This is a genomic window from Paenibacillus sp. DP01, from assembly GCF_044784315.1.
GTDB lineage: Bacteria > Bacillota > Bacilli > Paenibacillales > Paenibacillaceae > Paenibacillus > Paenibacillus polymyxa.
The window spans coordinates 3,515,930-3,540,901 of sequence record NZ_CP173059.1 but is presented as its reverse complement, the minus strand read 5'-3'; the positions used below and the strand labels follow the sequence as shown (position 1 = coordinate 3,540,901).

The 24,972-nt window shown below is 47.7% G+C and carries 21 protein-coding genes; 20 read left to right on the top strand and 1 reads right to left on the bottom strand.

The genetic code is table 11. The annotated features are described in order from the left end of the window. Positions 1-3 precede the first annotated feature (3 nt). The 6 genes from ACH59B_RS15640 to ACH59B_RS15615 all read left to right on the top strand — a co-directional run bounded on the left by ACH59B_RS15640 (position 4) and on the right by ACH59B_RS15615 (position 5,526). Positions 4-1,989 carry a helicase-associated domain-containing protein gene (locus tag ACH59B_RS15640; RefSeq protein ID WP_102999159.1) on the top strand — a complete coding sequence of 662 codons (1,986 nt, stop codon included), beginning with the start codon at positions 4-6 and terminating at the stop codon, positions 1,987-1,989. A 107-nt stretch (positions 1,990-2,096) separates the two neighbouring features. Then, the gene (locus ACH59B_RS15635) at positions 2,097-2,537 is read left to right on the top strand and encodes a YlbF family regulator (protein WP_016822365.1); all 441 of its coding nucleotides are present in this window, start codon (positions 2,097-2,099) and stop codon (positions 2,535-2,537) included. A gap of 34 nt (positions 2,538-2,571) precedes the next feature. Beyond that, positions 2,572-2,832 carry a YlbG family protein gene (locus ACH59B_RS15630; RefSeq protein WP_017427798.1) on the top strand — a complete coding sequence of 87 codons (261 nt, stop codon included), beginning with the start codon at positions 2,572-2,574 and terminating at the stop codon, positions 2,830-2,832. 228 nt (positions 2,833-3,060) lie between these two features. Continuing rightward, positions 3,061-3,498, top strand: a complete 438-nt coding sequence (locus ACH59B_RS15625; protein ID WP_013371860.1) for a hypothetical protein — start codon at positions 3,061-3,063, stop codon at positions 3,496-3,498. A 200-nt stretch (positions 3,499-3,698) separates the two neighbouring features. Next, complete coding sequence (locus ACH59B_RS15620) at positions 3,699-4,673, top strand: selenium metabolism-associated LysR family transcriptional regulator (protein ID WP_016822363.1); 975 nt, start codon at positions 3,699-3,701, stop codon at positions 4,671-4,673. Next, positions 4,657-5,526, top strand: coding sequence for a PHP domain-containing protein (locus ACH59B_RS15615; protein WP_404302030.1), 870 nt, complete (start codon positions 4,657-4,659; stop codon positions 5,524-5,526). Before ACH59B_RS15620 ends, ACH59B_RS15615 begins: the two co-directional genes overlap by 17 nt. A 95-nt stretch (positions 5,527-5,621) precedes the next feature. Here ACH59B_RS15615 and ACH59B_RS15610 read toward each other — a convergent pair whose 3' ends face one another. Then, a complete protein-coding gene (locus tag ACH59B_RS15610) occupies positions 5,622-7,370 on the bottom strand; it encodes an NFACT family protein (RefSeq protein WP_404302028.1) in 1,749 nt (582 codons plus the stop codon). 230 nt (positions 7,371-7,600) lie between these two features. Here ACH59B_RS15610 and ACH59B_RS15605 point away from each other — a divergent pair, with 230 nt between their 5' ends. The 14 genes from ACH59B_RS15605 (at position 7,601) to rlmN (ending at position 24,969) form a co-directional block, all read left to right on the top strand. Continuing rightward, positions 7,601-10,399, top strand: coding sequence for a calcium-translocating P-type ATPase, SERCA-type (locus tag ACH59B_RS15605; RefSeq protein WP_404303976.1), 2,799 nt, complete (start codon positions 7,601-7,603; stop codon positions 10,397-10,399). 109 nt (positions 10,400-10,508) lie between these two features. Next, complete coding sequence (gene dapF / locus ACH59B_RS15600; RefSeq protein ID WP_016822359.1) at positions 10,509-11,342, top strand: diaminopimelate epimerase; 834 nt, start codon at positions 10,509-10,511, stop codon at positions 11,340-11,342. 207 nt (positions 11,343-11,549) lie between these two features. After that, the gene (locus tag ACH59B_RS15595; protein WP_404302026.1) at positions 11,550-12,569 is read left to right on the top strand and encodes a hypothetical protein; all 1,020 of its coding nucleotides are present in this window, start codon (positions 11,550-11,552) and stop codon (positions 12,567-12,569) included. A gap of 156 nt (positions 12,570-12,725) precedes the next feature. After that, positions 12,726-14,612 (top strand): bifunctional homocysteine S-methyltransferase/methylenetetrahydrofolate reductase, encoded by a 1,887-nt coding sequence (locus tag ACH59B_RS15590; RefSeq protein ID WP_044785266.1) that lies wholly within the window; start codon positions 12,726-12,728, stop codon positions 14,610-14,612. A 35-nt stretch (positions 14,613-14,647) separates the two neighbouring features. Next, on the top strand, positions 14,648-15,535 hold the full coding sequence (locus ACH59B_RS15585) for a YicC/YloC family endoribonuclease (RefSeq protein ID WP_404302023.1): 888 nt from the start codon (positions 14,648-14,650) through the stop codon (positions 15,533-15,535). Between the two features lie 56 nt (positions 15,536-15,591). Further along, a complete protein-coding gene (remA, locus tag ACH59B_RS15580; protein ID WP_005548256.1) occupies positions 15,592-15,852 on the top strand; it encodes an extracellular matrix/biofilm regulator RemA in 261 nt (86 codons plus the stop codon). A gap of 14 nt (positions 15,853-15,866) precedes the next feature. Further along, positions 15,867-16,439, top strand: a complete 573-nt coding sequence (gmk, locus tag ACH59B_RS15575; protein WP_019687949.1) for a guanylate kinase — start codon at positions 15,867-15,869, stop codon at positions 16,437-16,439. Positions 16,440-16,559: 120 nt separating this feature from the next. Beyond that, a complete protein-coding gene (gene rpoZ / locus ACH59B_RS15570) occupies positions 16,560-16,763 on the top strand; it encodes a DNA-directed RNA polymerase subunit omega (protein WP_013371850.1) in 204 nt (67 codons plus the stop codon). Between the two features lie 90 nt (positions 16,764-16,853). After that, positions 16,854-18,158: a bifunctional phosphopantothenoylcysteine decarboxylase/phosphopantothenate--cysteine ligase CoaBC gene (gene coaBC / locus ACH59B_RS15565; protein ID WP_404302018.1), complete on the top strand. Its 1,305-nt coding sequence runs from the start codon at positions 16,854-16,856 to the stop codon at positions 18,156-18,158. Then, positions 18,158-20,734, top strand: coding sequence for a primosomal protein N' (gene priA, locus ACH59B_RS15560; RefSeq protein ID WP_404302016.1), 2,577 nt, complete (start codon positions 18,158-18,160; stop codon positions 20,732-20,734). The genes coaBC and priA overlap by 1 nt, the downstream gene beginning before the upstream one ends. Positions 20,735-20,866: 132 nt before the next feature. Beyond that, entirely contained in the window at positions 20,867-21,364 is a 498-nt protein-coding gene (def, locus tag ACH59B_RS15555) for a peptide deformylase (protein WP_404302014.1), read from the top strand. A 6-nt stretch (positions 21,365-21,370) separates the two neighbouring features. After that, positions 21,371-22,330: a methionyl-tRNA formyltransferase gene (gene fmt / locus ACH59B_RS15550; protein ID WP_038978037.1), complete on the top strand. Its 960-nt coding sequence runs from the start codon at positions 21,371-21,373 to the stop codon at positions 22,328-22,330. Beyond that, positions 22,327-23,742 (top strand): 16S rRNA (cytosine(967)-C(5))-methyltransferase RsmB, encoded by a 1,416-nt coding sequence (gene rsmB / locus ACH59B_RS15545; RefSeq protein ID WP_102999152.1) that lies wholly within the window; start codon positions 22,327-22,329, stop codon positions 23,740-23,742. The genes fmt and rsmB overlap by 4 nt, the downstream gene beginning before the upstream one ends. A 186-nt stretch (positions 23,743-23,928) precedes the next feature. After that, the gene (rlmN, locus tag ACH59B_RS15540; RefSeq protein ID WP_025365198.1) at positions 23,929-24,969 is read left to right on the top strand and encodes a 23S rRNA (adenine(2503)-C(2))-methyltransferase RlmN; all 1,041 of its coding nucleotides are present in this window, start codon (positions 23,929-23,931) and stop codon (positions 24,967-24,969) included. Positions 24,970-24,972 lie beyond the last annotated feature (3 nt).

The window sequence follows — 24,972 nt, the reverse complement described above, 5'->3', positions numbered from 1 at the left end:
AGGATGGGCGTAACGGATACGCAAGGCAGCTGGAATGAGATTTCAGCGGATGAACTGCTGGTGCTTAAACGATGCTTTATCCGGCATGCTGCACAACCTATGAGGGAAGAGGAGCCTGTGCAGCTTACCCAAGGTGCTTTAAGCGGAGTCGAAACAAAACTGGCACTGCATGGGCTTCGCACCCGGGGGTGGCTGGAGGCAGTCACCAAATCGTGGGGTGAGCGGATTTTATATATTCCGATTGATCGACTACCCGCTCTGTACGATATGCTGTTAAAGCAAACTCCAATGAACGGGATACATACGGATCATCCGATAACAGTACATGAAGCAATGACAGGACTGGAGTCGGAGTTGCTGCATGTGTTGTCACGTATTGCAATACAGGGGGTTCCTTTGACGGCCAAAGGAACCATACATAAGCGGTCATTGCAAAAATTAAATGAACTGACCCCCTTTCGTCCAGAGGACCTGGAAGGACTTGGGTTGCATTATGCACATGCCGAGCTGTATCCAGTACAAACGGTGGTCATGATCGATTTACTACTTAGTTTGGGCCTGCTAGTGAAAGAAACTGTGTCTTTCCGCATTCAGGAAGCGGAACTGGCGACATGGATTCGCTTGTCTGCTGGGCAAATGCGCAAGCATATTTTTGCCACCCTCATGGAAAGGTACGGCAAGGCTGAAGCGCCCATACAGCATTTTCGCTATATGCTGTGTGCCGTCTCGCAGTATGTAGGTACGGATGGATGGGTATCTATTCAATGTCTGCTGCAATGGATGCTTCAGGTAGGTTTAATGCCGCAGAATCGTTTAAAGGGAAATGATTCTACGAACGGTACCCTTATAGACATTGTTCCTACAATCGCAAATCTCGAAGGGCCTGCGGAGGAAACGGTATCTGATTGTAATTTTAATGGACCTTTTATGGAAGATATAAAGGGTTGGTTGAAGGCCCTGACGGCTTTTGGAATGGGGGATTGGGGTCAGACCACATCAGGTGAATTGTGTTTTCGCTGGAATGTCTCTGTGACAGATCTGCTTCGTCCCTATCATGACGAGGATATACATCAAGAGCAAGGTGCCTTTTATGTGCAGCCTGATTTTGAAATATTAGTGCCGCCAGATGTCGCATATGATGTGCGCTGGCGATTGGAATGCTGCTGTGAACGTGTGACAGGAGACCGGATGGTAGTATATCGGATTACCAGAGAGAGTATTACAGAGGCAATCGAGCTGGGCATGGAGGCTAAGACGATTCCTGCTCTTTTGGACAAGTACAGTCGGACAGGGGTGCCAGAACATGTACGGCTGGCAGTAGAGCAGTGGGCAGGCGATGTCGGACGAACGGCTTTTGCGACGGTAACACTTCTGCGATGCGGTACTCAGGAGGATGCGGACATGGTTGCGCGTCATCCTGCATTAGAAGGATTACTGGAGCGACTCGGCGACAAAGATTTTATTATCCCGGTGCGCTCTGCTGACAAAATAAGAAAAGCGCTCGCTGCAATTGGATTAAGTCCGCGTCTTGAGCCAAAAGGTGCGGATGAGCCAGCTCATCATTATCCACTTTTGACGGAGACAGAGAACCTAGAAGCAGGCCGTCCCCTATTTTCACATGAGGGAAGAGCTGGTCTGGTTTACACAGGGCGTACGTTGCATTTTTATGAACAAGAGCACACCCTGCCTGATCCGTCTGACTATTTTCCAGAAAGATCTACAGTACCCTCTTCATGGACAAAAGAATGGAGGAGTTACCATACGTCCACTTCCAGGCAGTTGATGGAGCAAGCGATCCGTTGGCAGGCGGCGGTGGGATTGCGCATTAGTGGGAAAGAGGTTAAATGGATACCGGAATCGGTGGTTTCGGGCGATCCTTGGAGTGTCACAGGCTGGTACGCCTCAGGAATGGATGAGAAAACATCTTCTCATGCAACCTTGCAGCCAAGGGATTGGTCCGAGATGAGGTTGTTGGTTCCTTTTACATAGTCGTGTCAGGAAGTGCATGAAACTCCTTCTTCTCAAAAGAAGGATGTGGTATGATAAATGAGTCTACTTTTATTGGGTAGAACTTTATATAAAGTGAGATGACATTCATGAGCGTAGCCGAATTGAACACGGTCAATATGGCAGAAGTGCTTATTAACGCCTATGAATTGGGCGATATGGTCAACCGGTCCTTTGAGGTATCGGATTATTTATATTGGAAGCAGCGTGTGGAATTGAATCCGTCTATTCAGGCGTGTGTACGCAAGCTGGATGCCAAAAAGGAGCTTTTCGCTGAAACGGAGCGTTTTGGGCATTTTCATCCCAACTATCATGAAGCGAAGGACGCAGTGCAGGTCGTTGAACTGGAGCTAGAACAATTTGAGGCTGTTAAGGAGTTCAAACGGGCCGAAAAGGCGCTGGATGATATGCTTCATGCCATGTCTGAAACGATTGCATATTCCGTGTCCGAGACCATTAAGGTGCCGAGCAACGATCCGAATGTGAAAAAGGGCGGATGCGGCAGCGGAGGAAAATGCTCCTGCGGATAGGCCATAGGAATGATACGGAGGGGAGATGAAGCGAATGTTTGCCGAGCGGACAGGGTACATCATTTGGGTAAGCGATATCAAGGCTGCCCGCAATCTGGAGAAATACGGAAATGTCCACTATATTTCAAAGCGTATGCATTATGTAGTTATTTATATGAATGCGGATCGGGCAGAGGACACCGTTAAAAATATTCGCAGACTTTCCTATGTACGTAAGGTTGAGCGCTCTTTCCGAAATGAGATTAGGACGGAGTACAACGACGATAAGGAAAAGATGAAAGAATATGAAATATAAGCTTTGATTGTCTATACATTCAGAATTCTTAAAAAAGGTCAGCCTACGGGCTGGCTTTTTTTGTGAAGCCAGGACTTTTGCATACTAATCTTAATGCTGTTAGACCTAAAAAATCTTTAAAAAACACCCATAAACTTCAATTTTGTAACTTGTAGTCCCGGGTCTGTTGAGGTAACATATGAATATATTGGTAGATATAAAGACCTATCTGGTGGGGAGAGTGATCCCGTGCGTGACAAGGCAATGCAGCGATGGAGTACATACGAACCGTTCTACGTGGAGATGGGCGATAAGAAAGTCGCCGATATCGTGATTACAAATCATGCGAAAACACGTTATTTAGATCGGGTAGAGCAGAAACAGTCCGAGACGAATCATATCGCCGCCTGGCTTTGGGAGTGCCTGAAGCAAAACAGGATGGAGTCCTACTATCATAATGAAGAGGATGTATATTTAATTGATGGTGATCTGGTCGTTGTCGCCGAATTTGGTGAGTTGCCAGGTGAGATGGACATTGCGGGAAATCCGCTTCATAAGATGATTATCATTACCTTTTTGGGTCGGATGTCAGAGACTATCGAATTGAGGGACTTAAAATCTTACTATTCATGGTTGCGCCATTCGCGGCGCATGACACTGATGAAAAGCACTCGTAAGCAAAAATAGACGGTGATTTGGCGAACGGTTCCATTAGAAACCGCGCTCATTGACACCGTCGAGTTTGAGTAAAAGTATGCAGTTATCAGCTGCATGCTTTTTTATTTTGCAAGCATATACTCCTCATTTCGGTAAGTTTACTCGGAAATTGTTCGCAGACGTTTTTCTTATGCTAAAATAAGGAGATCAGAGGGGAGAGGGCTGTCAATATGAACTTTCATCAGCTGCACATTTTTTATACCGTAGCGGAGCGCGGAAGCTTCTCGGCGGCGGCGCAAGCGCTGCATATGACGCAACCTGCGGTGACGATGCAAATTCAATCTTTGGAAGATTACTTTGGCACGAAGCTACTGCACCGATCGACTAAAAAAATTGAGCTTTCGGAGGCAGGAGCGACATTACTTCCTTTTGCAAAAAGAAGTATGCAACTGATCAGGGAAGCTGACGAGGCAATGTCTGCTTTTACTCACATGCTGGAGGGAAGATTGCATATTGGCGCCAGCCTAACGATTGGTGAATATATTGTGCCAAGAATGTTGGGCCCGTTTGGTCAGGAGTACCCTCACATACGCATGGCAATGAATGTAATGAATACGACTCAAATTATGGATGATATACTAAAGCATCAGTTGAATTTAGGGCTGATTGAGGCCCCGGTACAACACCCGGATATTGTGGTGGAATCTGTGATGCAGGACGAACTGAAGCTGATTGTTCCTTCGGGGCATGTGTTAGCCAAGGCCAAAAAAGTAGTTTTAGAAGATGTATTCAAGCATCCTTTTGTAGCTAGAGAAAAAGGTTCTGGTACACGACAAGTCATAGAAGATGGGCTCAAAAATCGTGGTGCGGATGCCTCTCGACTTGATATTGTAATGGAGATGGGCAGCACTGGAGCGGTCAAATCAGCGGTAGAGGCAGGACTGGGGATTACCATGCTGTCACCTTCTTCAGTCAAACACGAGGTTGCGCTCGGGTTGTTGAAAATTGTAAATATTTCAGATATTACCTTCAAACGAGAGTTTTATGCGATTCATCTGAAATCAGCTTTGTTGCCAATCCCGGTAGTAACTTTTTTATCTTACTTGCGTCGTCATGATCAGGGATTGGACGTATTCGAGGACTCGCAGGACAAACTTGTAGTGATGAAAGAGGAGGAGCAATTGCGTAATGAAGGAACAGATTAATTCACAACGATATGATCTACATACACACACCCAAGCATCTGACGGTATGCAATCACCTGCTGATAATGTGCGCTGGGCGAAGGAAAAAGGGTTGGCCGGTGTGGCTATTACAGATCATGATACGGTGGCCGGTTTGGAGGAAGCCTTGGAGGAGGGAAGACGCATTGGAATGACCGTGGTGCCGGGTGTGGAAATCAGTACACGTGCTGGTGGCAAAGATATTCATATATTAGGTTATTTTATGGATTACCGTAATAAAATATTTTTGGAACGGTTGGAAAAGCTGAGACAGGCGCGGGATACCCGTAATGATTTGATTTTGAGTCGATTGCGTAGCTTGGGCGTAGAAATCACGCTAGATGAGGTGGTGGCTACAATGGGCAGACCACTAGCGCCAGATGAAAGCATTGGACGTCCGCATATGGCAGATACCCTGGTTCAAAAAGGTTACGCGAAGGACATGCGTGATGCGTTTGACCGTTACTTGGCAGAAGGCGCGCCCGGATACGTATCTGTACCCCGTGTAGAGCCTGCGGAGGCTATAAGCTGGATTCGTGAAGCAGGAGGTGTGCCTGTAATGGCCCACCCTGGCTTGTATGGAAATGATGAACTGGTACGCTCCATTATAGAGGCAGCGAAGCCTGTAGGGTTGGAGGTGAGCCATTCAGACCATGATGCTGAGGCTGAGAGCCGATATACTGCTATGGCGGTGCATTATGGGCTTATCGCAACAGGCGGCTCGGATTTTCACGGTGCGCGCCAAGGTGTGATTTTCCACGGTGATCTGGGTAGCCGTAGTGTGGATGGTCAGGTTGTCGAGGAATTGAGAAAGGCTGCTGTTGGACAAAAGTAAATGAGAAAAAGCCCCTTGCCTACCGCATGGAACACCAGAAGTGTACGTGCAACGGGCAAAGGGCTTTTTTTGTAGATTCCAAATGCTGGTGGAACCTAGCCGTTTTTGATGCGGTTCGGCAGCTTTTTGACCAGTTCCTCATTAGGTGTGATAAAGAGCGTACGCTGATGATCGTAGATGACAAAGCCGGGCTTCGCACCGCTTGGTTTGCGTACATGCCGAATCAAGGTGGCATCTACGGGTACGCTGCTAGACTGCTTGGCTTGGCTGAAATAGGCAGCCAGTTGAGCAGCTTCCTCCAACGTTGCGTCTCCGAATTTCTCGGCACGAATAACGACGTGTGACCCTGGAATATCCTTTGTATGCAGCCACGTGTCATTGGGTCCAGCCAGTCGATTGGTCACATATTCATTCTGCAAGTTATTTTTGCCGACCAGCAGTTCGATGCCTTCGGATGATGTATATACGTGCAAGGTCGGGCGGTCATTTTTCTTCTTTTTCTTTCCTTTTTTAACCCGATCTCTGAGATAGCCCTGCTGAACCAGCTCTTCACGTATTTCCTCAATGTCGTTAATAGAGGCATGGGCTAGCTGCTGAAGAAGATTGTCCATATAACGAATTTCTTCGTGTGTTTTTGCTAGTTGTTCGTCAATGACAGCCAGGCTGTTTTTATATTTGTTGTACTTTTTAAAATAACGTTGTGCATTATCTGAAGGGTTGAGTAGCGGGTCCAATGGAATGGTGATCGCACCCTGTTCCTCGTCATAAAAGTTAGTGAGTGTTACTTCCTTGTCTCCCTTTTTTACCTCATGCAGTGAAGCGAACAGCAGCTCTCCGTAAATCCGAAATTGATCGGCATCTTCCGCTTCGGCCAAATCTTGATGGAGATGATCGAGTTTTTTTACGTTTTTGCTCCGCTCGTTTTGTAGAAACCGCAGTAGGTCGCTAACCTTTTGCTTAACCGTGTCCCTTTCTGCTTTTTCACCGAAAAAGTCCTCCATACACTCGCTGATGGTAGCGTATTCCTTACGTTCTCCTTCGATCAGCGTCAGTGGAATGGCTGAAAATATTACTTTATCTTGTGCGTTCAGTCCAGATACTGGCTGAAAACGATGATTCCGCACGTCATCCATAATGTCACTGAATGTCCTCCACAGTCGACGATCCTTGTCACCAGATGCTTCTTCGTTAGATGCTCGGATTAGTATCTCTTCAGCAATAAGGGGACTAAGTCCGGTAAAAGTGTTCACGAGCCAGCGTTTGGGAGCTTCTTCGGCCTCAAGGGCTGCTTGATACGAGGAGATGAAGGCTGCATCTTCGACTTCTAGTGGATTCAGCTTATTTTGTTCAGGAGGTTCCGTATATTGAAAGCCTGGCATAACGACCCGATAGCTGCTGATAGAGGGTGTGACATGATGAATGCCATCCAGCATCATACCTGTTTCCGGGTCAAGCAAAATAATATTGCTATGTCTACCCATCACTTCAATAATAATGCGCTTCAATGAAATATCCCCCAGCTCATCACGCTGACGTATATCCATATGAATAATGCGCTCCATGCCCACCTGCGTGATGTTCTCAATAATGCCTCCTTCGCAATGTTTGCGAAGAAGCATACAAAACATGGGAGCTTCTGTCGGATTGAGAAAGCTTTGCTCTGTAAAATGTACGCGCGGAAATGTCGGATTAGCCGACAGCAACAGCTTTACACTCCCGCCTTGTGCCCGCAGGTTCAGCACGATATCGCGTTCGTTTGGCTGATGTATTTTATTAATGCGCCCGCCCCGGATGGCTTGCAGTTCGTGTACGATAGCGCGGGTTACGATTCCGTCCAATGCCATAATGTATGTTCTCCTTTGAAGCAAATGTATTTTCGCCTTCCTTCTATGATACATAACTTTGGGACAAAACTTAAGCGGCTTTGTGATATTTCGAGTCCTGTCCGAATAGATTGAATCAAGAAAGTCTGTCCAGCATATCAGCAATCGTGGCACAAAAATATATTAACGGGCAGCCATCCTACGCACAACCGACGGAAACGGACTATCTGACCGGGAGGGAATTGGGGAGAATGGAACAAGCACACTGGCACCAATTAAGCAATGAACAGCTTTCAACTAGTCTGGAAGTCGACCCGAAGCAGGGTCTTTCGGAGGAACAGATTGCGGAACGAAGAGAAAGGACGGGTTGGAATGAGCTGAGCGAGGGCAAGCGTGTTTCGGCAATTTTGCTGCTGCTCAACCAGTTCAAGGATTTTATGATGCTTGTATTGATGGGAGCGACCCTGATCTCTGGCCTACTCGGCGAGTATCTGGATGCGATTACCATTATTGCTATCGTTGTGCTAAATGGAATTCTCGGCTTTGTGCAGGAATTCAGAGCTGAACGTTCATTGCGAGCTTTAAGACAGCTTTCGGCTCCAACCGCCAAGGTGCTGCGAGGCGGCAAACGAATACATGTTCAGGCCAGAGAACTGGTGCCGGGCGATATCGTGCTGCTGGAAAGCGGTGATCGTATCCCTGCAGATGTAAGGTGGTTGAGTACAAACGGCTGTGATGTCGAGGAGTCTGCCCTGACAGGTGAATCGGTTCCGGTGAGTAAGCATTCCCGTCCTATTCATGCCGCCGAAGTACCTCTTGGGGACCAAAAGAACATCGGTTTTATGGGCACCATGATGACCCGAGGCACGGCACAAGGCGTGGTTATTCGTACAGGCATGAGTACTGAAATGGGCAAGATCGCAGACTTAATCGAAAATACCGAGTCGCAGGAGACACCATTGCAGCACAGACTGGAACAATTGGGCAAAATATTGATTATCGTGGCGTTGGCGCTAACTGTGCTCGTGGTCGTAGCGGGCATTTTGCATGGTCAGCCAGCCATGAACATGTTTTTGGCCGGCGTGAGCTTGGCTGTGGCAGCTATACCAGAAGGATTGCCCGCGATTGTAACCATTGCACTCGCTTTGGGTGTACAGCGTATGATCAAACGCAAGGCCATTGTGCGCAAACTGCCTTCCGTTGAGACGCTCGGCTGTGCGTCTGTCATTTGCTCTGACAAAACGGGCACACTGACCCAAAATAAAATGACAGTCACCAAGCTGTGGCTGGATGGTCGTTTCTGGGGAGTTACCGGGGAAGGTTATGATCCACACGGTCATATTATGGACAGGGATCTTCCGGCCGACCTAAAAAACGGACAATCCTTGCGTAGATTGCTGCAAGCTAGTGTACTTTGTAATAATGCGGAGATTGTTCAAGCTGACATAGATGAGCTGCGTTCAAAAAAGAAAACCAAAGAGCCGACGCCTTCCGCTGTTTGGGAGCTGAAAGGTGATCCGACAGAAGGAGCGCTGGTCACGTTAGCTGCCAAAGGCGGAGTCACGCGACAAGGGCTATACGAACTGTACACACGGGAGCGAGAATTTCCTTTTGACTCAGATCGGAAGCGGATGTCGGTACTCGTACGCCACCAGGGAGGACATATTGTATTTGCCAAAGGAGCGCCAGACGTGCTACTGGGCCAGTGCTCTTACATTTTATGGGAAGGGAATGTCGTTCCGTTAACGGGTACGCTGCGCCAAAAGGTATTGGCAGCCAATGAAGGTATGGCATCGGAGGCGCTGCGTGTACTTGGCGTCGCTTACCGTGATATCCGCTCGCATGAGCGTGTCTCTACGGTTGAGGAGGCTGAAACACAGCTGATTTTTATCGGCCTGACCGGCATGATTGATCCGCCACGCCGCGAGGTTCGCGAGGCCATTGGCAAGTGCCGTCGTGCCGGCATTCGCACGGTGATGATTACGGGCGATCATGGTACAACTGCGGAGGCCATTGCACAGCAGCTGGGCATTCTCCAACGCGGCTCAAATGTATTGACAGGACAGCAACTGTCTCTCATGGATGATGCGGCGTTGGATAACGTTGTTGATACCGTCTCTGTGTATGCGCGGGTGTCGCCGGAACACAAGCTGAGAATTGTCAAGTCGCTGCAAAGACGCGGACATGTCGTAGCTATGACCGGAGATGGCGTCAATGACGCACCTGCGATCAAGGCATCGGATATCGGTATTGCCATGGGCATTACAGGAACAGATGTGACCAAAGAAGCAGCTGCACTTGTACTGAGTGACGATAATTTCTCAACTATTGTAGCGGCAATTGAGGAAGGACGAAATATTTACGAGAACATCCGTAAATTCATTCGTTATCTACTCGCCTCCAATGTTGGCGAAATTTTGACGATGTTCTTTGCCATGATGGCTGGGCTGCCGCTACCTTTGTTACCCATTCAGATTTTGTGGGTGAACCTGGTAACTGACGGTTTGCCAGCGATGGCTCTGGGTGTGGATCAGCCGGAAAAGGATCTTATGGAGCATAAGCCTCGTGGCGCAAAGGAAAATATTTTTGCACGTCGACTGGGCTGGAAAATTATTAGTCGCGGTCTGTTGATTGGCCTATGTACACTTGCGGCCTTTTGGTTGACATTACGGATTGCTCCGAATGATGCAGGGCAATTGATCAAAGCGCAGTCGGTTGCATTTGCTACGTTAGTGCTGGCGCAGTTAATTCATGTATTTGATTGCCGTAGCTCCCGCTCCGTTTTCCATCGTAATCCGTTTCAAAATAGTTATCTCGTGCTTGCCGTACTGTCCTCCATTGTACTGATGCTGGTTGTAATGTATGTGCCTGTGCTGCAACCTATTTTCAAAACGGTACCCCTTGGTTTACGTGAATGGGCACTATCTATTGTCGCAGCTGGAATTCCTACGTTCCTAATGGGAGCGGGAAGTGTATGGGGCGGTCGACGTAACCGTCGTCACGGCGGAAATACACGATTTTCAGCGGGACGTACAAAGTTCTCAGCCTAGAATTCGGGTCTTGCATATCGCATCGCTTTCACGCTTTTGCCCTGTATGATATTATGGGATCAAAGCTTCAAGAGGAGCATGACATCAGCAGCAACGGCGGGGGGAAGCTATGGAATTCACTAAAATGAATGGTCTGGGTAATGATTTTATCGTTTGGTACGGGCATCAGGAATTGCCGTCTGACGCCTCGGAATTAGCTGTTCGGCTATGTGATCGACATTTTGGTATTGGCGCCGATGGATTGGTATATATATTGCCGTCTGAAAAAGCAGATTTTCGCATGCGCATCATTAACTCAGACGGCTCGGAGGCCGAGCAATGCGGTAACGCTATTCGTTGTGCTGCCAAATATGTGTATGACCGTAAGCATATCAACCGTGAACAGATCACGATTGAGACGCTGGGTGCAGGTGTGCAACAGGTTGAACTGACTGTGGAAAACGGAACTGTACGAATGGTAAAGGTAGATATGGGAGAGCCGATTCTGGAAGGATTGAAAATTCCAACTACACTCGATTTGACTAACGTAATAGATGAGCCCATTGAAGCTGGAGGAAGTGGTTTTCGCTTTACGGCTGTTTCTATGGGAAATCCGCACTGTGTCATTTATGTTGAGGATGCGCCTAGCTTTGATCTGGAGGCCTGGGGGCCAAAGCTGGAGTGTCATCCATTGTTCCCTAAAAAAACAAATGTTGAGTTCGCCACGGTACGAAGTCGGAAGCATATAGATATGAGGGTATGGGAGAGGGGAGCTGGACCTACGCTAGCCTGTGGAACCGGAGCCTGTGCTACGCTTGTTGCTTCTGTACTAAATGGATACAGCGATCGCCGCGCCATGGTAAGCCTAAAGGGCGGCGATCTGGATATTGAATGGAGCGAGGATGATAACCACATTTATATGACAGGTCCGGCTGAGATTGTATTCGAAGGTCGTCTATTCTGAATTGATGTGAATGATAAGAATAGCCCGTAAAATACCTAAGAATATATAGAAGTGAAGGGGAAGAAGACCTGAGTAGGTCTTCTTTTTTTGTCCTTTTATGCCGCTGTTTACTGGGGAAATGGTGAACCAAGCGATATTCTGTCTTTTTTTGACGTCTGAACAATGTATAATATAGAAAATGAGAAAACGATAAGGAGGCCGTTCATAGTGCGGAAATTTCGTTGGATTTCAGCAGTTGCAGTCCTCATACTTGTAGCCACCGCGCTTCCGGTTCAAGCGGCGACTATTCCTGCTGCCACGGGAACGACGGACAAGCAGGTGGGCTCGCTAACTCCGACAGTCGTAAGCCGTTTAGAAAAAGCAGTACAAGAACTTATCGGTTCAAAAGCTGCATTTCAATTTGACGATGTAACGGATATGGGGAAAACCTGGATTGTCGAGGGTGAATTGGAAGACGGAACAGCTACGTTGCAGACAGAATATAATAAAGAGAAAAACAGAGTAGATTCTACAACTATACGATATAAAATAAGTAGTTTGGGAAAGGCGATGAACGCGCCACTCAAGGCAAAAGTATTAAACAGCGCCAAAGCGTTTGATAGCAAGCGTCCCTTACAATTTGAAGCATTCTGGCGGGTCAAATCCCCCTATCAGTCCAACAAGCCTTCGAATTACTGGGTATTCTGGGGGGCAGGAGAAAAAGCTTCTTCATTGTATGTTGATGTGGATCAAGGTAATGCTATTACTGTCAATGCGGACTATGCGATGAGACAGGTGGACCCAGTATTATTGAACCGTGCAATGAACACATTTAAGCGAGTGAGTGGACAGCGAATCACAGTGCAGCATGCCTCACGCTACAAGGATGAGAAGAATGGGCTTTCTTATTGGTCGTTCGAGGATGCAAGTGAGGCGAATGAGGTCAAAATTGGAGCGGTAACCGGAAAAGTGCTGGCTGTATCCACCACTGGGATGGACTGGAATGATGACGCAGATTTCAAAAAATCTTTTGCAAGTCCAAAATATACCGCCGCCGAAGCATTGAAGCTGGTCAAGCCTAAGGTTCAACTATTGTTCAATATCAATGTGTCCGGCTATAAAGTGAATGTTCAAGGAAATCAATATATGTTCTCCCAAAAGGGGACGGATTCTATTGTGGCTAAAGTAAATAAAAAAGGGACTTTTTACGAGTTTTCTCTCCATTCTTCTGATGGGAAAATGCTATGAAAATGTAGTGGTAAATAGAAAATGATCAATCAAGCTGCCTTACTCCTGGTATCATTTTGTCGGGACGTGAGGCGGCTTTTTTTGTTTTTGGCTTATGTTTGTAGTCTCTTTATGTTACATTAGTATGAAAATAAAGAGCGGGGTGGAGCAGAGGACATGAAACCGGATTTGCGTACTGTGCTGAATCGTGAAATTATTGTCGGAGACGGCGCTATGGGGACTTTTTTGTACCAGCTAGGATTTCCAGTAAATACGTCTTACGAAGAACTGAACATTACTTCGCCTGATGTTATATCAGACGTACATGGTCAGTATTTAAATGCAGGAGCACGATTGCTGGAGACGAATACATTCTCTGCAAATGATTATAAGTTAGCCCGCTTTGGACTGGAATCTAAGGTGGAAGAGATTAATCGTGCTGGTGTGCGAATTGCCAAGGCTGCTGCCGGACCTGAACATTATGTAGTAGGTGCGGTCGGTTCCATATGCGGAGGCAAACGTCTTAACATATCCAAGCTGGAGCTGTCAAGAAACTACGAGCAGCAGATCGATGCCCTTCTTTCCGAAGGGGTTGACGGCATTTTATGCGAAACGTTTTATTCACTGGACGAAATGCGCATTGCGCTTCACAGTGTACGTAAATACAGTGACATTCCGGTAATTTGTCAATTTGCGGTCGATCAGGTTGGTCGTACCCAAGATGGTTTTCTAGTGTCAGAAGCTTTTTCAACACTGCGTAGTGAAGGAGCTGACATCCTCGGGTTTAACTGTCACTCCGGTCCGCAGGGAATTATGAGTGTAATGGAGCAGCTGGATGGTCCTTTGTCTGTACCGCTGTCTGTATATCCAAATGCGGGGCTGGCAGATTATGTGGACGGTCACTATGTATACGGTGCATCACCTGAATATTTCGGAGAATGTGCCGCGTCCTTTGTAGATCTCGGGACCAGGCTGATTGGTGGTTGTTGCGGAACTACGCCAGACCATATTGCTGCTATTTCCAAAGCTTTAAAAAATTTGCAACCGCCCCCGTTGGCTCCAAAAGAAGCTTTGTCGACAGAGTCCATTCATGTGGTGGAGCAGACAGCAAATGAAGGGGGACGAGGCAATGGCAGACATGCCAGCGAACCCAACATTGTGGATCTGGTTAAGGAACGGCATACGGTCATTGTAGAACTGGATCCTCCGCGAGATCTGGACATTACCCGGTTTATGCAAGGTGCGCATGCCTTGAAGAAAGCCGGAGCCGATGCACTTACACTTGCTGACAATTCGCTCGCAGTCACTCGTATGAGCAACATGGCGCTTGGGCATCTGGTTAGTATTGAAACAGGCTTGCGTCCATTAATTCATATCGCATGTCGTGACCGTAATCTGATTGGTACTCAATCCCACATGATGGGTTTTGACGCACTGGGTATTGACCATGTACTGGCGGTTACTGGTGATCCGGCGCGGTTTGGTGATTTACCAGGCGCCAGTTCGGTGTATGATATGACATCTTTTGAAATCATACGCATGATCAAGCAGTTAAATGATGGTGTCGCATTTTCCGGTAAACCACTCAAGCAGAAAGCTAATTTTGTGGTGGGAGCTGCTTTTAATCCGAATGTTAAGCATTTGGGTAAAGCCGTACAGCGGTTGGAAAAGAAAATTGCCTCCGGGGCCGATTATATTATGACCCAGCCTGTTTACGATCCTGAGCTGATTATAGCCATTGCAGAAGAGACACGGCATTTGGAAATACCGATTTTTATCGGTATTATGCCGCTGGCTAGTGGCCGCAATGCAGAATACTTGCACAATGAAGTGCCAGGCATTCAGTTATCCGATAAGGTGCGTGCACGTATGTCGGGACTAGAGGGCCCGGAAGGACGAGCAATGGGCGTGTCTATTGCCAAGGAGCTGCTTGATACGGCCATGGAACATTTTAATGGGATCTATTTCATGACTCCTTTTATGTTCTATGAAATGACAGCTGAGCTGACTTCATATGTATGGGAAAAATCAGGCCGAGCACAGGCCCCCTTGTTTCGACTATAATAATCAATTACAATAGTATAATGGATGTGATGCCGATGTCATTGAGTATGACCGGATACGGTCAAGCCATCCTTTATCATGAGGGGTATAAAGTGCGCTTGGAATTGAAATCGGTCAATCACCGCTATTGCGAAGTGATGATGAGAATTCCACGTGAATGGACTCGTTATGAAGATGGCTTGAGAAGAACGGTTCAACAGCAGATTAAACGCGGTCGTATCGATGTTTTCATCCACAGGGAACGTGATGAAGAACAGATACCCGCCGCACGGTTGAATGACACTGTGGTGCAGGCTTACCTGCGTGCAGCGGAGCAGCTGGCGGATCGTTATGGCGTGAAAGGAACGTTAGGTATAAGTGATATCCTTGCTTTGCCTGATGTTCTGGGTGAGCCTGGAGAGGCTTGCAATGGAGACGAAGATGACTGGGAAGAGCAGCTACAGCGAGCTTTGAACGAAGCTTTGCAAGGTTTGCTGGAGATGAGAAGGCGAGAAGGCGGGCATTTGGTACAGGATGTGGAATCCCGCATTTTACGTTTGGAATCCTTTCATCATGAAATGGCGGTGTTGGCTCCTCATGTTGTGAGCGACTACCGTAACAGGCTGAAGCACAGGCTTAAAGAGCTTCAGGACGGTTCATTTACGCTTGATGAACATAAGTTCGGAATGGAGATTGCGTTATTCGCGGATCGCAGCAATATTGATGAGGAGCTTACCCGGCTTCAAAGTCATTTTGGACAGTGCAAAAGGTTGCTGCTGTCGGACGAGCCGGCCGGTCGCAAATTAGATTTTTTAATCCAGGAAATGAACAGGGAAGTCAACACGATCGGCTCTAAGGCTAATCATCTCACATTAGTTAACTTGGTCGTTGAGATGAAAGCAGAGCTCGAAAAAATTCGTGAGCAGGCTGCAAATATTGAGTAGCTACCTGGTAGCGGCACGGCTGCAATAGTCACATGTATAGGGGGAAAGACCTGAATATGGCAATCAAATTGATCAATATTGGCTTTGGCAATATCGTGTCGGCCAACCGAATAATCTCCATCGTCAGTCCGGAGTCTGCTCCGATCAAGCGGATTATACAGGAAGCCAGGGACCGTCATATGCTAATTGATGCTACCTATGGCCGCCGGACACGGGCTGTTATTATTACAGACAGTGATCATGTAATCCTGTCTGCGGTGCAGCCGGAGACGGTCGCTCATCGCCTATCCACTAAAGATGATGACAATGACGAATAAAAATGGAGTGTACTATGGCTAAGGGATTATTATTTGTAATATCCGGACCTTCGGGGGTCGGTAAAGGAACGGTAGGCAATGCATTGCGCGAAAAGCTACCTGAGATAACGTATTCTGTTTCTGCTACAACTCGAACACCTCGTTCGGGCGAGCAAGATGGAGTGACCTATTTTTTCAAAACGCGTGAAGAATTTTTAGGGATGATCGAACGGGATGAATTGCTGGAGTACGCAGAATATGTAGGTAACTACTATGGCACTCCACGTGATTTTGTAGACCAGACGCTTGCGCAGGGTAAAGATATCTTTCTGGAAATTGAAGTTCAGGGCGCGCTAAAGGTTAAAGAAAAATTTCCAGAAGGCATATTTATATTCTTGCTTCCACCTTCGCTGGATGAGTTGAAGGATAGAATTCGGGGACGTGGCACAGAAACTCAAGCAACCATTGATCACCGTATGTCGGTAGCTGTGGACGAGATGAACCTGTTGCGTCATTATGATTATGCGGTTGTCAATGATGAGATTGATCTCGCTTGTAAACGAATAGAATCCATTATTATCGCCGAACATTGTAAGGTTCGACCTTAAGCGAGGCTTTACATATGCCAAGCGTACCGAAAGTGAAATAATACTGTATAAGCTGAGCTTGAAGGTGTACACTGGAGTTCAGCTTATACAGCTTAAAACTACATGAAGAGGTGTCTATTCGTGCTGTATCCTTCCATTGATGAAATGATGAAAAAGGTAGATAGTAAATATTCGCTGGTTGTAGCGGCATCACGCCGTGCTAGACAGTTGCGTGAGGGTGAGAAGACGAGCTTGAAGAGTCCTAAATCTCACAAACAGGTTGGAGTAGCTCTGGAAGAGATCTATGCAGATCATCTTTTGCTTGAAAGCGGCGAAGAAGAATAAGAATTATAGACAATCATTATAACCAGGCGCAATGCCAATTCCTTTGACAACCGCAAGGTTGTTATTTTTTTCGGTCAGGGGGAGTTAACGATGTTGAAGGGGAAAGTTATTATTCTTGGTATAACCGGTGGAATTGCTGCTTATAAAGGGGCTGCGCTCTGCAGTAAGTTGACGCAAAAGGGAGCCGATGTTCATGTGATTATGACGGCTTCTGCCAAGGAGTTTATTACCGAACTTACACTGCAGTCACTCTCTCGCAATCCGGTGTACAGTGATACATTTGATGAAAGAGAGCCGTCCATCGTATCTCATATTCATCTGGCGGATGCGGCTGATCTGGTGCTAGTTGCTCCTGCAACGGCGAATATCATCGGAAAAATGGCACATGGTCTTGCTGATGATATGTTATCAACAACGTTGCTGGCTACGACAGCACCTATTATGGTGGCCCCTGCGATGAACGTACATATGTACACTCATCCGGCAGTCATGCAAAATATGGAGACACTGGTATCACGTGGTGTGAAGATGATTGAGCCTGGGGAAGGATTACTGGCTTGCGGTTACGTTGGCAAAGGACGTTTGGAAGAGCCAGAAACTATTGTGCAAACGATTGAACGCTTTTTTGATCAGCAGGCTCTGGAACCTGAAGCCGCAATCAAATCTGATTCACGGTGGTTTGGAGAAGAATCTACAGAGAATCAAGTAACTGAGCCACTTGTAAATAAGAATGAATTAGCGCTTTCAGGAAAAAAAGTCATTGTCACGGCTGGGGGCACGATTGAGCGAATTGATCCAGTCCGTTATATTACGAATGATTCATCCGGTAAAATGGGCTTTGCTATTGCGAAAGTGGCTCAGGAGATGGGGGCAGAGGTGCATTTGATTGCTGCCAATACCAGCGCGGAGCCGCCTTCAGGTATTTCGCTTGAAAGAGTCCAGTCAGCTGAAGATATGTACCAGGCTGTGCTAAAACAATGGGAAACGAGTGACATGGTCGTTATGGCTGCTGCTGTGGCAGATTATCGACCACGTGAGGTGGCACAGACCAAGATCAAGAAAAAAGATAGTGTATTTACATTGGAGTTAGTGAAGAACGTCGATATTTTGGAATCACTCGGACGCAGCAAGAAACATCAATTTTTAATTGGCTTTGCAGCAGAAACGGGAAATTTGGAGACGTATGCAATAGATAAATTAGAACGTAAAAATTGTGATTTGCTTGCGGCAAACGATGTAACTGTGGATGGTGCTGGTTTTGGCGTCGATACAAATGCTGTTCAAATATATGACCGAAGCGGGATGGTAGAGCATATTCCTGTACAGTCAAAGGAAGAAGTTGCGCGTAAATTGCTTACTCTAGCCGCGGGACGTATGGGTGGGGTGCTGCATTAATGGAGACAGGCAATTTAGTTGCCAAGGTCATTGTCGATGTACCTGCCAAGGATACAGATCGTACCTTCGATTATCTGATCCCAGATTCCATGAGACCTTGGATTGAGCCAGGTAGTCGGGTAGCTGTGCCATTTGGCAAACGGACGGTGCAGGCTTTTGTTATCTCGGTGGTTCCAGCTGAAGAGCCGCCGAAATATAGGATGAGGGCGATTCAGGAGTTGCTGGATCTGGTACCGCCCTTATCTCCCGATTTGGTTGAACTGGGCAAATGGATGAGCGAGCGTTATGCTTGTAATCAAATTATGGCACTGCAAGTGATGATTCCTACCGCGCTTAAGGGCAAGGCGGAACGTTATATCTCCATTGCCGAACAGCAAGAGTCTACGAATCCACAGCGATCTATGCTGTCTAATCAGGGGGATGAGATCGAATGGGCCCTTCTGACTGACGACGGTATGAGCGACCCGGCGGAGCGTCAGATTGTCAGCTTCATTCAGAATAAGGAGCAAGTCCCGTTGCAGCAACTTAGTAGACGTTTCCCCGAGGAGGCGGAGGTTATTAAATCGCTGTTACGCCGCGGAGTGCTTCAGGAAAGCCAGGTTATTAAAGACAAGCTTGGCAAAAAGACGATGAAAGCTGTTGATCTGGCTATCAGCATAGATGAAGCATCCATGGCACTGGAGCAATTTTCTGCCAAGGCGCAGCGTCAGCGGGAGGTACTTGCTTTTTTGCTGGAACGTAGCGAGTTTCTGCCTCTGCCGCTGAAGGAAGTTATGACCTCGTTAGGTGTATCAGCTGCGACGGTTAAGGCACTGGAAGATAAGGGCTATGTGTTACAGGAAGATGTTGAAGTGTTCCGCGATCCCTACCGGGGCAGAAACTTCAAGCCTACAGACCCACTCCCTCTTACGGCAGAGCAGCAGTCGGTGTATGAACGGATTGTTCGTCAGCTGGACATGCGTGAGCAAGGAGCTTATTTGCTGCATGGAGTCACAGGAAGCGGTAAGACGGAAATCTATCTACAGACCATTCAGCGCTGTATCGAGCAGAATCGCCAGGCGATTGTGCTCGTACCCGAAATATCATTAACTCCGCAAATGGTCGAACGTTTCAAAGGACGTTTTGGCGACCAGGTCGCAGTGATGCACAGTAGATTGTCCGGGGGAGAACGGTACGATGAGTGGCGCAAAATACGCGAAGGCCGTGTAAAAGTAGCGATTGGCGCTCGTTCAGCGGTATTTGCCCCTTTTCGTGAGCTAGGGCTCATTATTATGGATGAGGAGCACGAAACGTCCTATAAGCAGGAAGAGACACCCAAATACCATGCGCGTGATGTAGCCATTCGCAGAGCACACCAGCACGGGGCTGTCGTTATACTCGGTTCAGCTACACCGTCACTAGAAAGCTATTATGCTGCTCGCTCCCAAAGCAACGACGAGTTTGCGCCGCTACTGCTTGAAATGCCGACCCGCGCATTGGGGAACACGTTACCCGAAGTCCATATCATGGACATGCGTGAGGAGCTACGGGCCGGCAACCGCTCCATGTTCAGCCGCGCGTTGCATAATGGAATCGCAGAGCGATTAGAGCGTAAGGAGCAGACGGTATTACTGTTGAACCGGCGTGGTCACTCCACGTTCGTCATGTGCCGGAGCTGCGGCTATGTGGCGGGATGTCCGGATTGTGATATTTCGCTTACCTATCATCAGCGGTCGAACAATTTACGTTGTCATTATTGCGGCTATTCCGAGCCTGTACCTCAGACTTGCCCGGAATGCGGTAGTGAGCATATTCGTTACTTCGGTACAGGTACTCAGCGAGTGGAAGAAGAGTTGGCTAAGCTATTCCCTGGTATACGTGTTGTCCGAATGGATGTCGATACAACGACTGAAAAAAACGCTCATGAAAAGCTGCTTAAGCAATTTCGTGATAAAAAAGCAGACGTACTACTGGGTACTCAAATGGTAGCCAAAGGGCTGGACTTTCCCGATGTAACGCTGGTAGGTGTCATTACTGCGGATTCTGCTCTTAATTTACCGGATTTTCGGGCTGCGGAAAAGACCTTTCAGCTGTTAACACAAGTAGCCGGGCGTGCTGGAAGGCATCAATTGCCGGGGGAAGTATTCGTACAATCCTACACTCCAGAGCATTATTCGGTGGTTCATGCAAGCCGTCATGATTATTCATCTTTTGTGAGAGAAGAGTTGAAACACCGCCGTAATTTGCACTACCCGCCATATTGCCGACTTATTTTGGTGACCTTTTCTCATGAACAGCTTCCAGTGCTAGTCCGATTGGCTGAAAATTATTCAGCGACACTACAGGGACGAGCCAGACAACGGGGCTGGTTCGGGAATATGGACCGGCTTACATCGGATGTATTGGACATTTTGGGGCCAGTAGCTTCACCCATTTCGAGAATCAAGAATAGATACCGATTTCAATGTATGATAAAATGGCGTGGAAATATCGACGCGATTGGTTTGGCTCAGCAAGTGGCTGATGAAATGGCCGAATCTGCACAGGCACAAAAGTTGCTGATTAGTCTGGATGTTGATCCGCAGATGCTAATGTAGAGTGTTAACACTAAAGTTATTCGCACAATTGATGCGGACAAGCCGTCCGTACATAGGATAATGTAGCAGTCGCTTTTGTGATGAATACAGTAAAGCCTAAATGAAGGAAAAAGAGGAAGGTGTTCTGTTGTCATGTCAATTAGAATTATAGTGTTGGAGCCGGATGTCGTATTGCACAAAGTAGCGAAGGAAGTTACTAAAGTTACGCCTAATGTGCAAAAGCTGCTGGACGATATGGCAGATACGATGTATGAAGCGGAAGGAGTAGGTCTAGCTGCTCCGCAAGTAGGTATTTTGAAGCGGCTCATCGTCGTAGATGCTGGAGATGAGCATGGCTTGATAAAAATGATCAATCCAGAAATTGTGGCCGAAGAAGGAGAGCAACTGGGACCTGAAGGCTGCCTAAGTATTCCAGGGTTGAACGGGGATGTACGTCGTGCCGAGAAGGTTACAGTCAAGGGACTGGATCGCGAGGGCAAGGCTATTACCGTTACAGCGACAGGGTTGCTTTCTCGTGCTTTTCAGCATGAAATTGATCATCTAAATGGAGTATTGTTCACGGATATTGCAGAAAAAGTATATGAGGTTGCTCTGGAACAGCCAGGACCGAACCGTCAGACAGGGGAGTGAGGTTCGATGAGCCAAGACATTCGTATTATCTTTATGGGTACACCTGAATTTGCAGTCCCATCGCTGAACATGTTGCTGGACAACGGATATAACGTGGTCGGTGTAATTACTCAGCCAGATAAACCACAGGGACGAAAAAAAATATTGACGCCAACACCAGTCAAGGAAGCGGCTGAAAAGCGCGGATTACCTGTGCTGCAACCGACCCGCCTACGGCAGCCGGAAGCAGTGGCTCAGGTGGCAGAGTTGCGTCCCGACCTGATTGTAACCGCAGCTTATGGCCAAATTTTGCCTAAGTCCGTATTAGACCTGCCTCGTTTCGGCTGTCTGAATGTGCATGGTTCGTTACTTCCCCGATATCGGGGAGGTGCACCGATCCAGCGTGCGATTATTAACGGTGAAACTGTGACAGGTGTGACGCTAATGTATATGGCGGAAGGGCTGGACACCGGCGATATGATATCGCGGGTTGAGGTGGCTATAGAGCCGGAGGATACATCGGGCACAATTTTTGAAAAGCTAAGTGTAGCCGGAGCTAGACTTTTGCAGGACGAGCTGCCCAAGTTGCTGGCAGGGCAATCAGACCGTACGCCGCAAAATGAGGACGAGGCGACCTATGCCCCGAACCTGAACCGTGATGATGAGCGCATTACATGGAGTGATAATGCACAGCAAATATACAACCGGATTCGCGGTCTGGTTCCTTTTTCTGGCGCGTTTACACTTTGGGAGAACAATGTTTTTAAAATATGGGCTGCGGAGCAGCCTTCCATAAATAATGAAGCGAGTGGCTCAAATGCTCCAGCACCCGGCACGGTTCTTCAATTAACCGCCCGTGGCATTGAGGTGCAGACAGGCGAAGGCACTCTCTGGCTGACCCAGGTTCAACCGGCAGGCAAGAAGGTTATGGAAGCCGGAACCTTTGCACGCGGCGGACAGATGAAGCCCGGCACGGTGCTCGGATGAGCGGGCGACACTCCCGTCAGGGAGACCAACGCAAGGGAGTGGGGACCAGATCCGACAAAACTCGCAAACAGACGGCGCGGGAAGTTGCACTTGACGTGCTGACCGGTGTGGAGCAAGAGGGCGCGTATAGCAATCTTGAGCTCAATCGCCGGCTTCAGCAGGCAGGTTTATCTGCAAGTGATGTTGGTTTGACGACGGAACTTGTATACGGTACAGTGGCACGCCGAAATACACTGGATTATTTTTTGAATAAATTTGTTCAAAAAGGAACGGCCAAGCTTCAGCCTTGGGTACGTTCGTTGCTGCGGATGAGCGTATATCAGCTGGTGTATCTGGATCGAGTTCCGGATCATGCAGTTGTTAGTGAAGCAGTGACCATTGCCAAGCGGCGCGGGCATCAGGGGATTTCCGGTATGGTCAATGGCGTCCTTCGCAGCATGCTGCGTGAGTCGGACAAGCTGCGTATTCCTGACGGTTTGTCAGCAGAGGAACGGATTTCGTTAGAACATTCCCATCCACAGTGGCTAGTTAAGCGCTGGATCAAGCAATACGGTACCGATACAGCTGAGGCTATCTGCAAGGCTAATAACGAGCCCCCTGCAGTCAGCGTGCGAGTGAATACGACGATGACCAGTCGTGATCAGCTGCTGGACGAGATGATTGCAAAAGGGATTGATGCCGTTCCTTCGGCCGTTAGCCCCTATGGGATTGTTGTTCGTAGCGGCGGAAATATGGCGCTTACCTCGTGGTATACGGACGGATTGTTGTCTGTACAGGATGAAAGCTCCATGCTTGTTGCTGAAGCGGTCGCTCCTGAGCCTGGCATGGCAGTGCTGGACTGCTGCGCAGCTCCAGGCGGCAAAACAGCTCATATGGCTGAGTTGATGAAGGATCGCGGCCGGATCGTTGCAAACGATCTGCATGCCCATAAGCATCAACTAATCCGTGAGCAAGCGAATCGGCTTGGCCTGGATGCTGTTGAGACGGTTACTGGTGATGCGTTGGACTTGAAAGAACGATATGCTCCGGCTTCTTTTGACCGTATTTTGCTGGATGCGCCATGCTCGGGCTTTGGGGTGATTCGCCGTAAACCTGATCTGCGTTGGAGCAAAACTGTGCAGGATGTTCGCGACATTACTCAACTGCAGCACGAGTTGCTGGATAGTGTGGCCGGACTGTTGAAGCCGGGTGGTATTCTGGTATACAGCACTTGCACGATTGAGCCTGACGAAAATGAAGGACAATTGACCCGGTTTTTAAGCGAACATCCAGAGTATGAGTTGGCAAAGGATCATTCTTTTCCAGCGGTGAGTCATGAAATGGATGGTATACAGAAAGGCTCGGTACAGCTGTTACCGCAGCATTTTCACAGTGACGGATTTTATATTGCGCGTCTGCGCCGGGTAAAGTAGATCGGAAGAGAATTCCAGGTAGCTGCCCACCAGTATTTCCACAATCCGCCGGACACTTCCGGCGGTTTTTTGCATGAAGATGAAAAATTTTTACCCCCTCAGGGATTTGTGCTAAAATAGGAAGAATGAAAAACACTGTCTGCGATTAAACAGAACTTAATGAAGAAGGAACGGGTGCAAATATTGATGAAACCTTTTATATATGATTTAACACTGGAAGAGCTTCAGGACTGGGCCAAAAACAACGGTGAGCCTGCCTTTCGGGGAGGACAAATTTTTGACTGGCTGTATGTAAAGCGGGTCAATAATTTCAGTGAGATGACGAATTTGTCCAAGGGGCTGAGAGAAAAGCTGGAGGAGCAATTCAGTTTTGTGACGCTTCACGAAATTACAAAGTTGGAATCGAAAGATGGGACTGTTAAATTTCTGTTTGGTTTACACGATGACCATGCTATTGAGACGGTTATCATGAGACATAATTACGGAAACAGTATTTGTGTAACGACTCAAGTGGGTTGCCGGATTGGCTGTACCTTTTGTGCCTCGACGCTTGGGGGTCTCAAAAGAAACCTGACGGCTGGCGAAATTACGGCACAGGTGGTGCAGGCTCAGAAAATTCTGGATAAAACGAATGAACGAGTGAGCAGTATTGTGATTATGGGCTCGGGTGAGCCTTTTGAGAACTATGAAGCGACAATGACGTTTTTGCGTACAATGATTCATGAAAAGGGCCTGAATATTGGTCAACGTCATATTACTGTGTCAACCAGTGGCATTGTGCCCAATATTTATAAATTTGCTGACGAGGATACACAGATTAATCTGGCAATATCCATCCATGCGCCCAATGATGCGTTGCGTTCGAAGCTGATGCCTGTAAATCGCCGTTATCCTTTTAAGGATGTTATGGATTCTCTTCGTTATTATCTTGCTAAGACGGGGCGGAGAATTTCGTTCGAATATGCCTTGATCGGTGGAGTAAACGACCAGGCAGAACATGCTGAAGAGCTTGCGGATGTGTTGAAGGACATGCTGTGTCACGTCAATTTGATTCCAGTCAACCATGTGCCTGAGCGCAAGTATGTGCGCACATCGCGCAGCGATATTTTTAATTTTCAACGTATTCTTGCCGAAAAAGGCGTCAATGTGACGATCCGGCGTGAACAGGGTCACGATATTGCCGCTGCCTGCGGTCAGTTGCGTGCAAAGCATATGGAGTTGGGGTGAAAC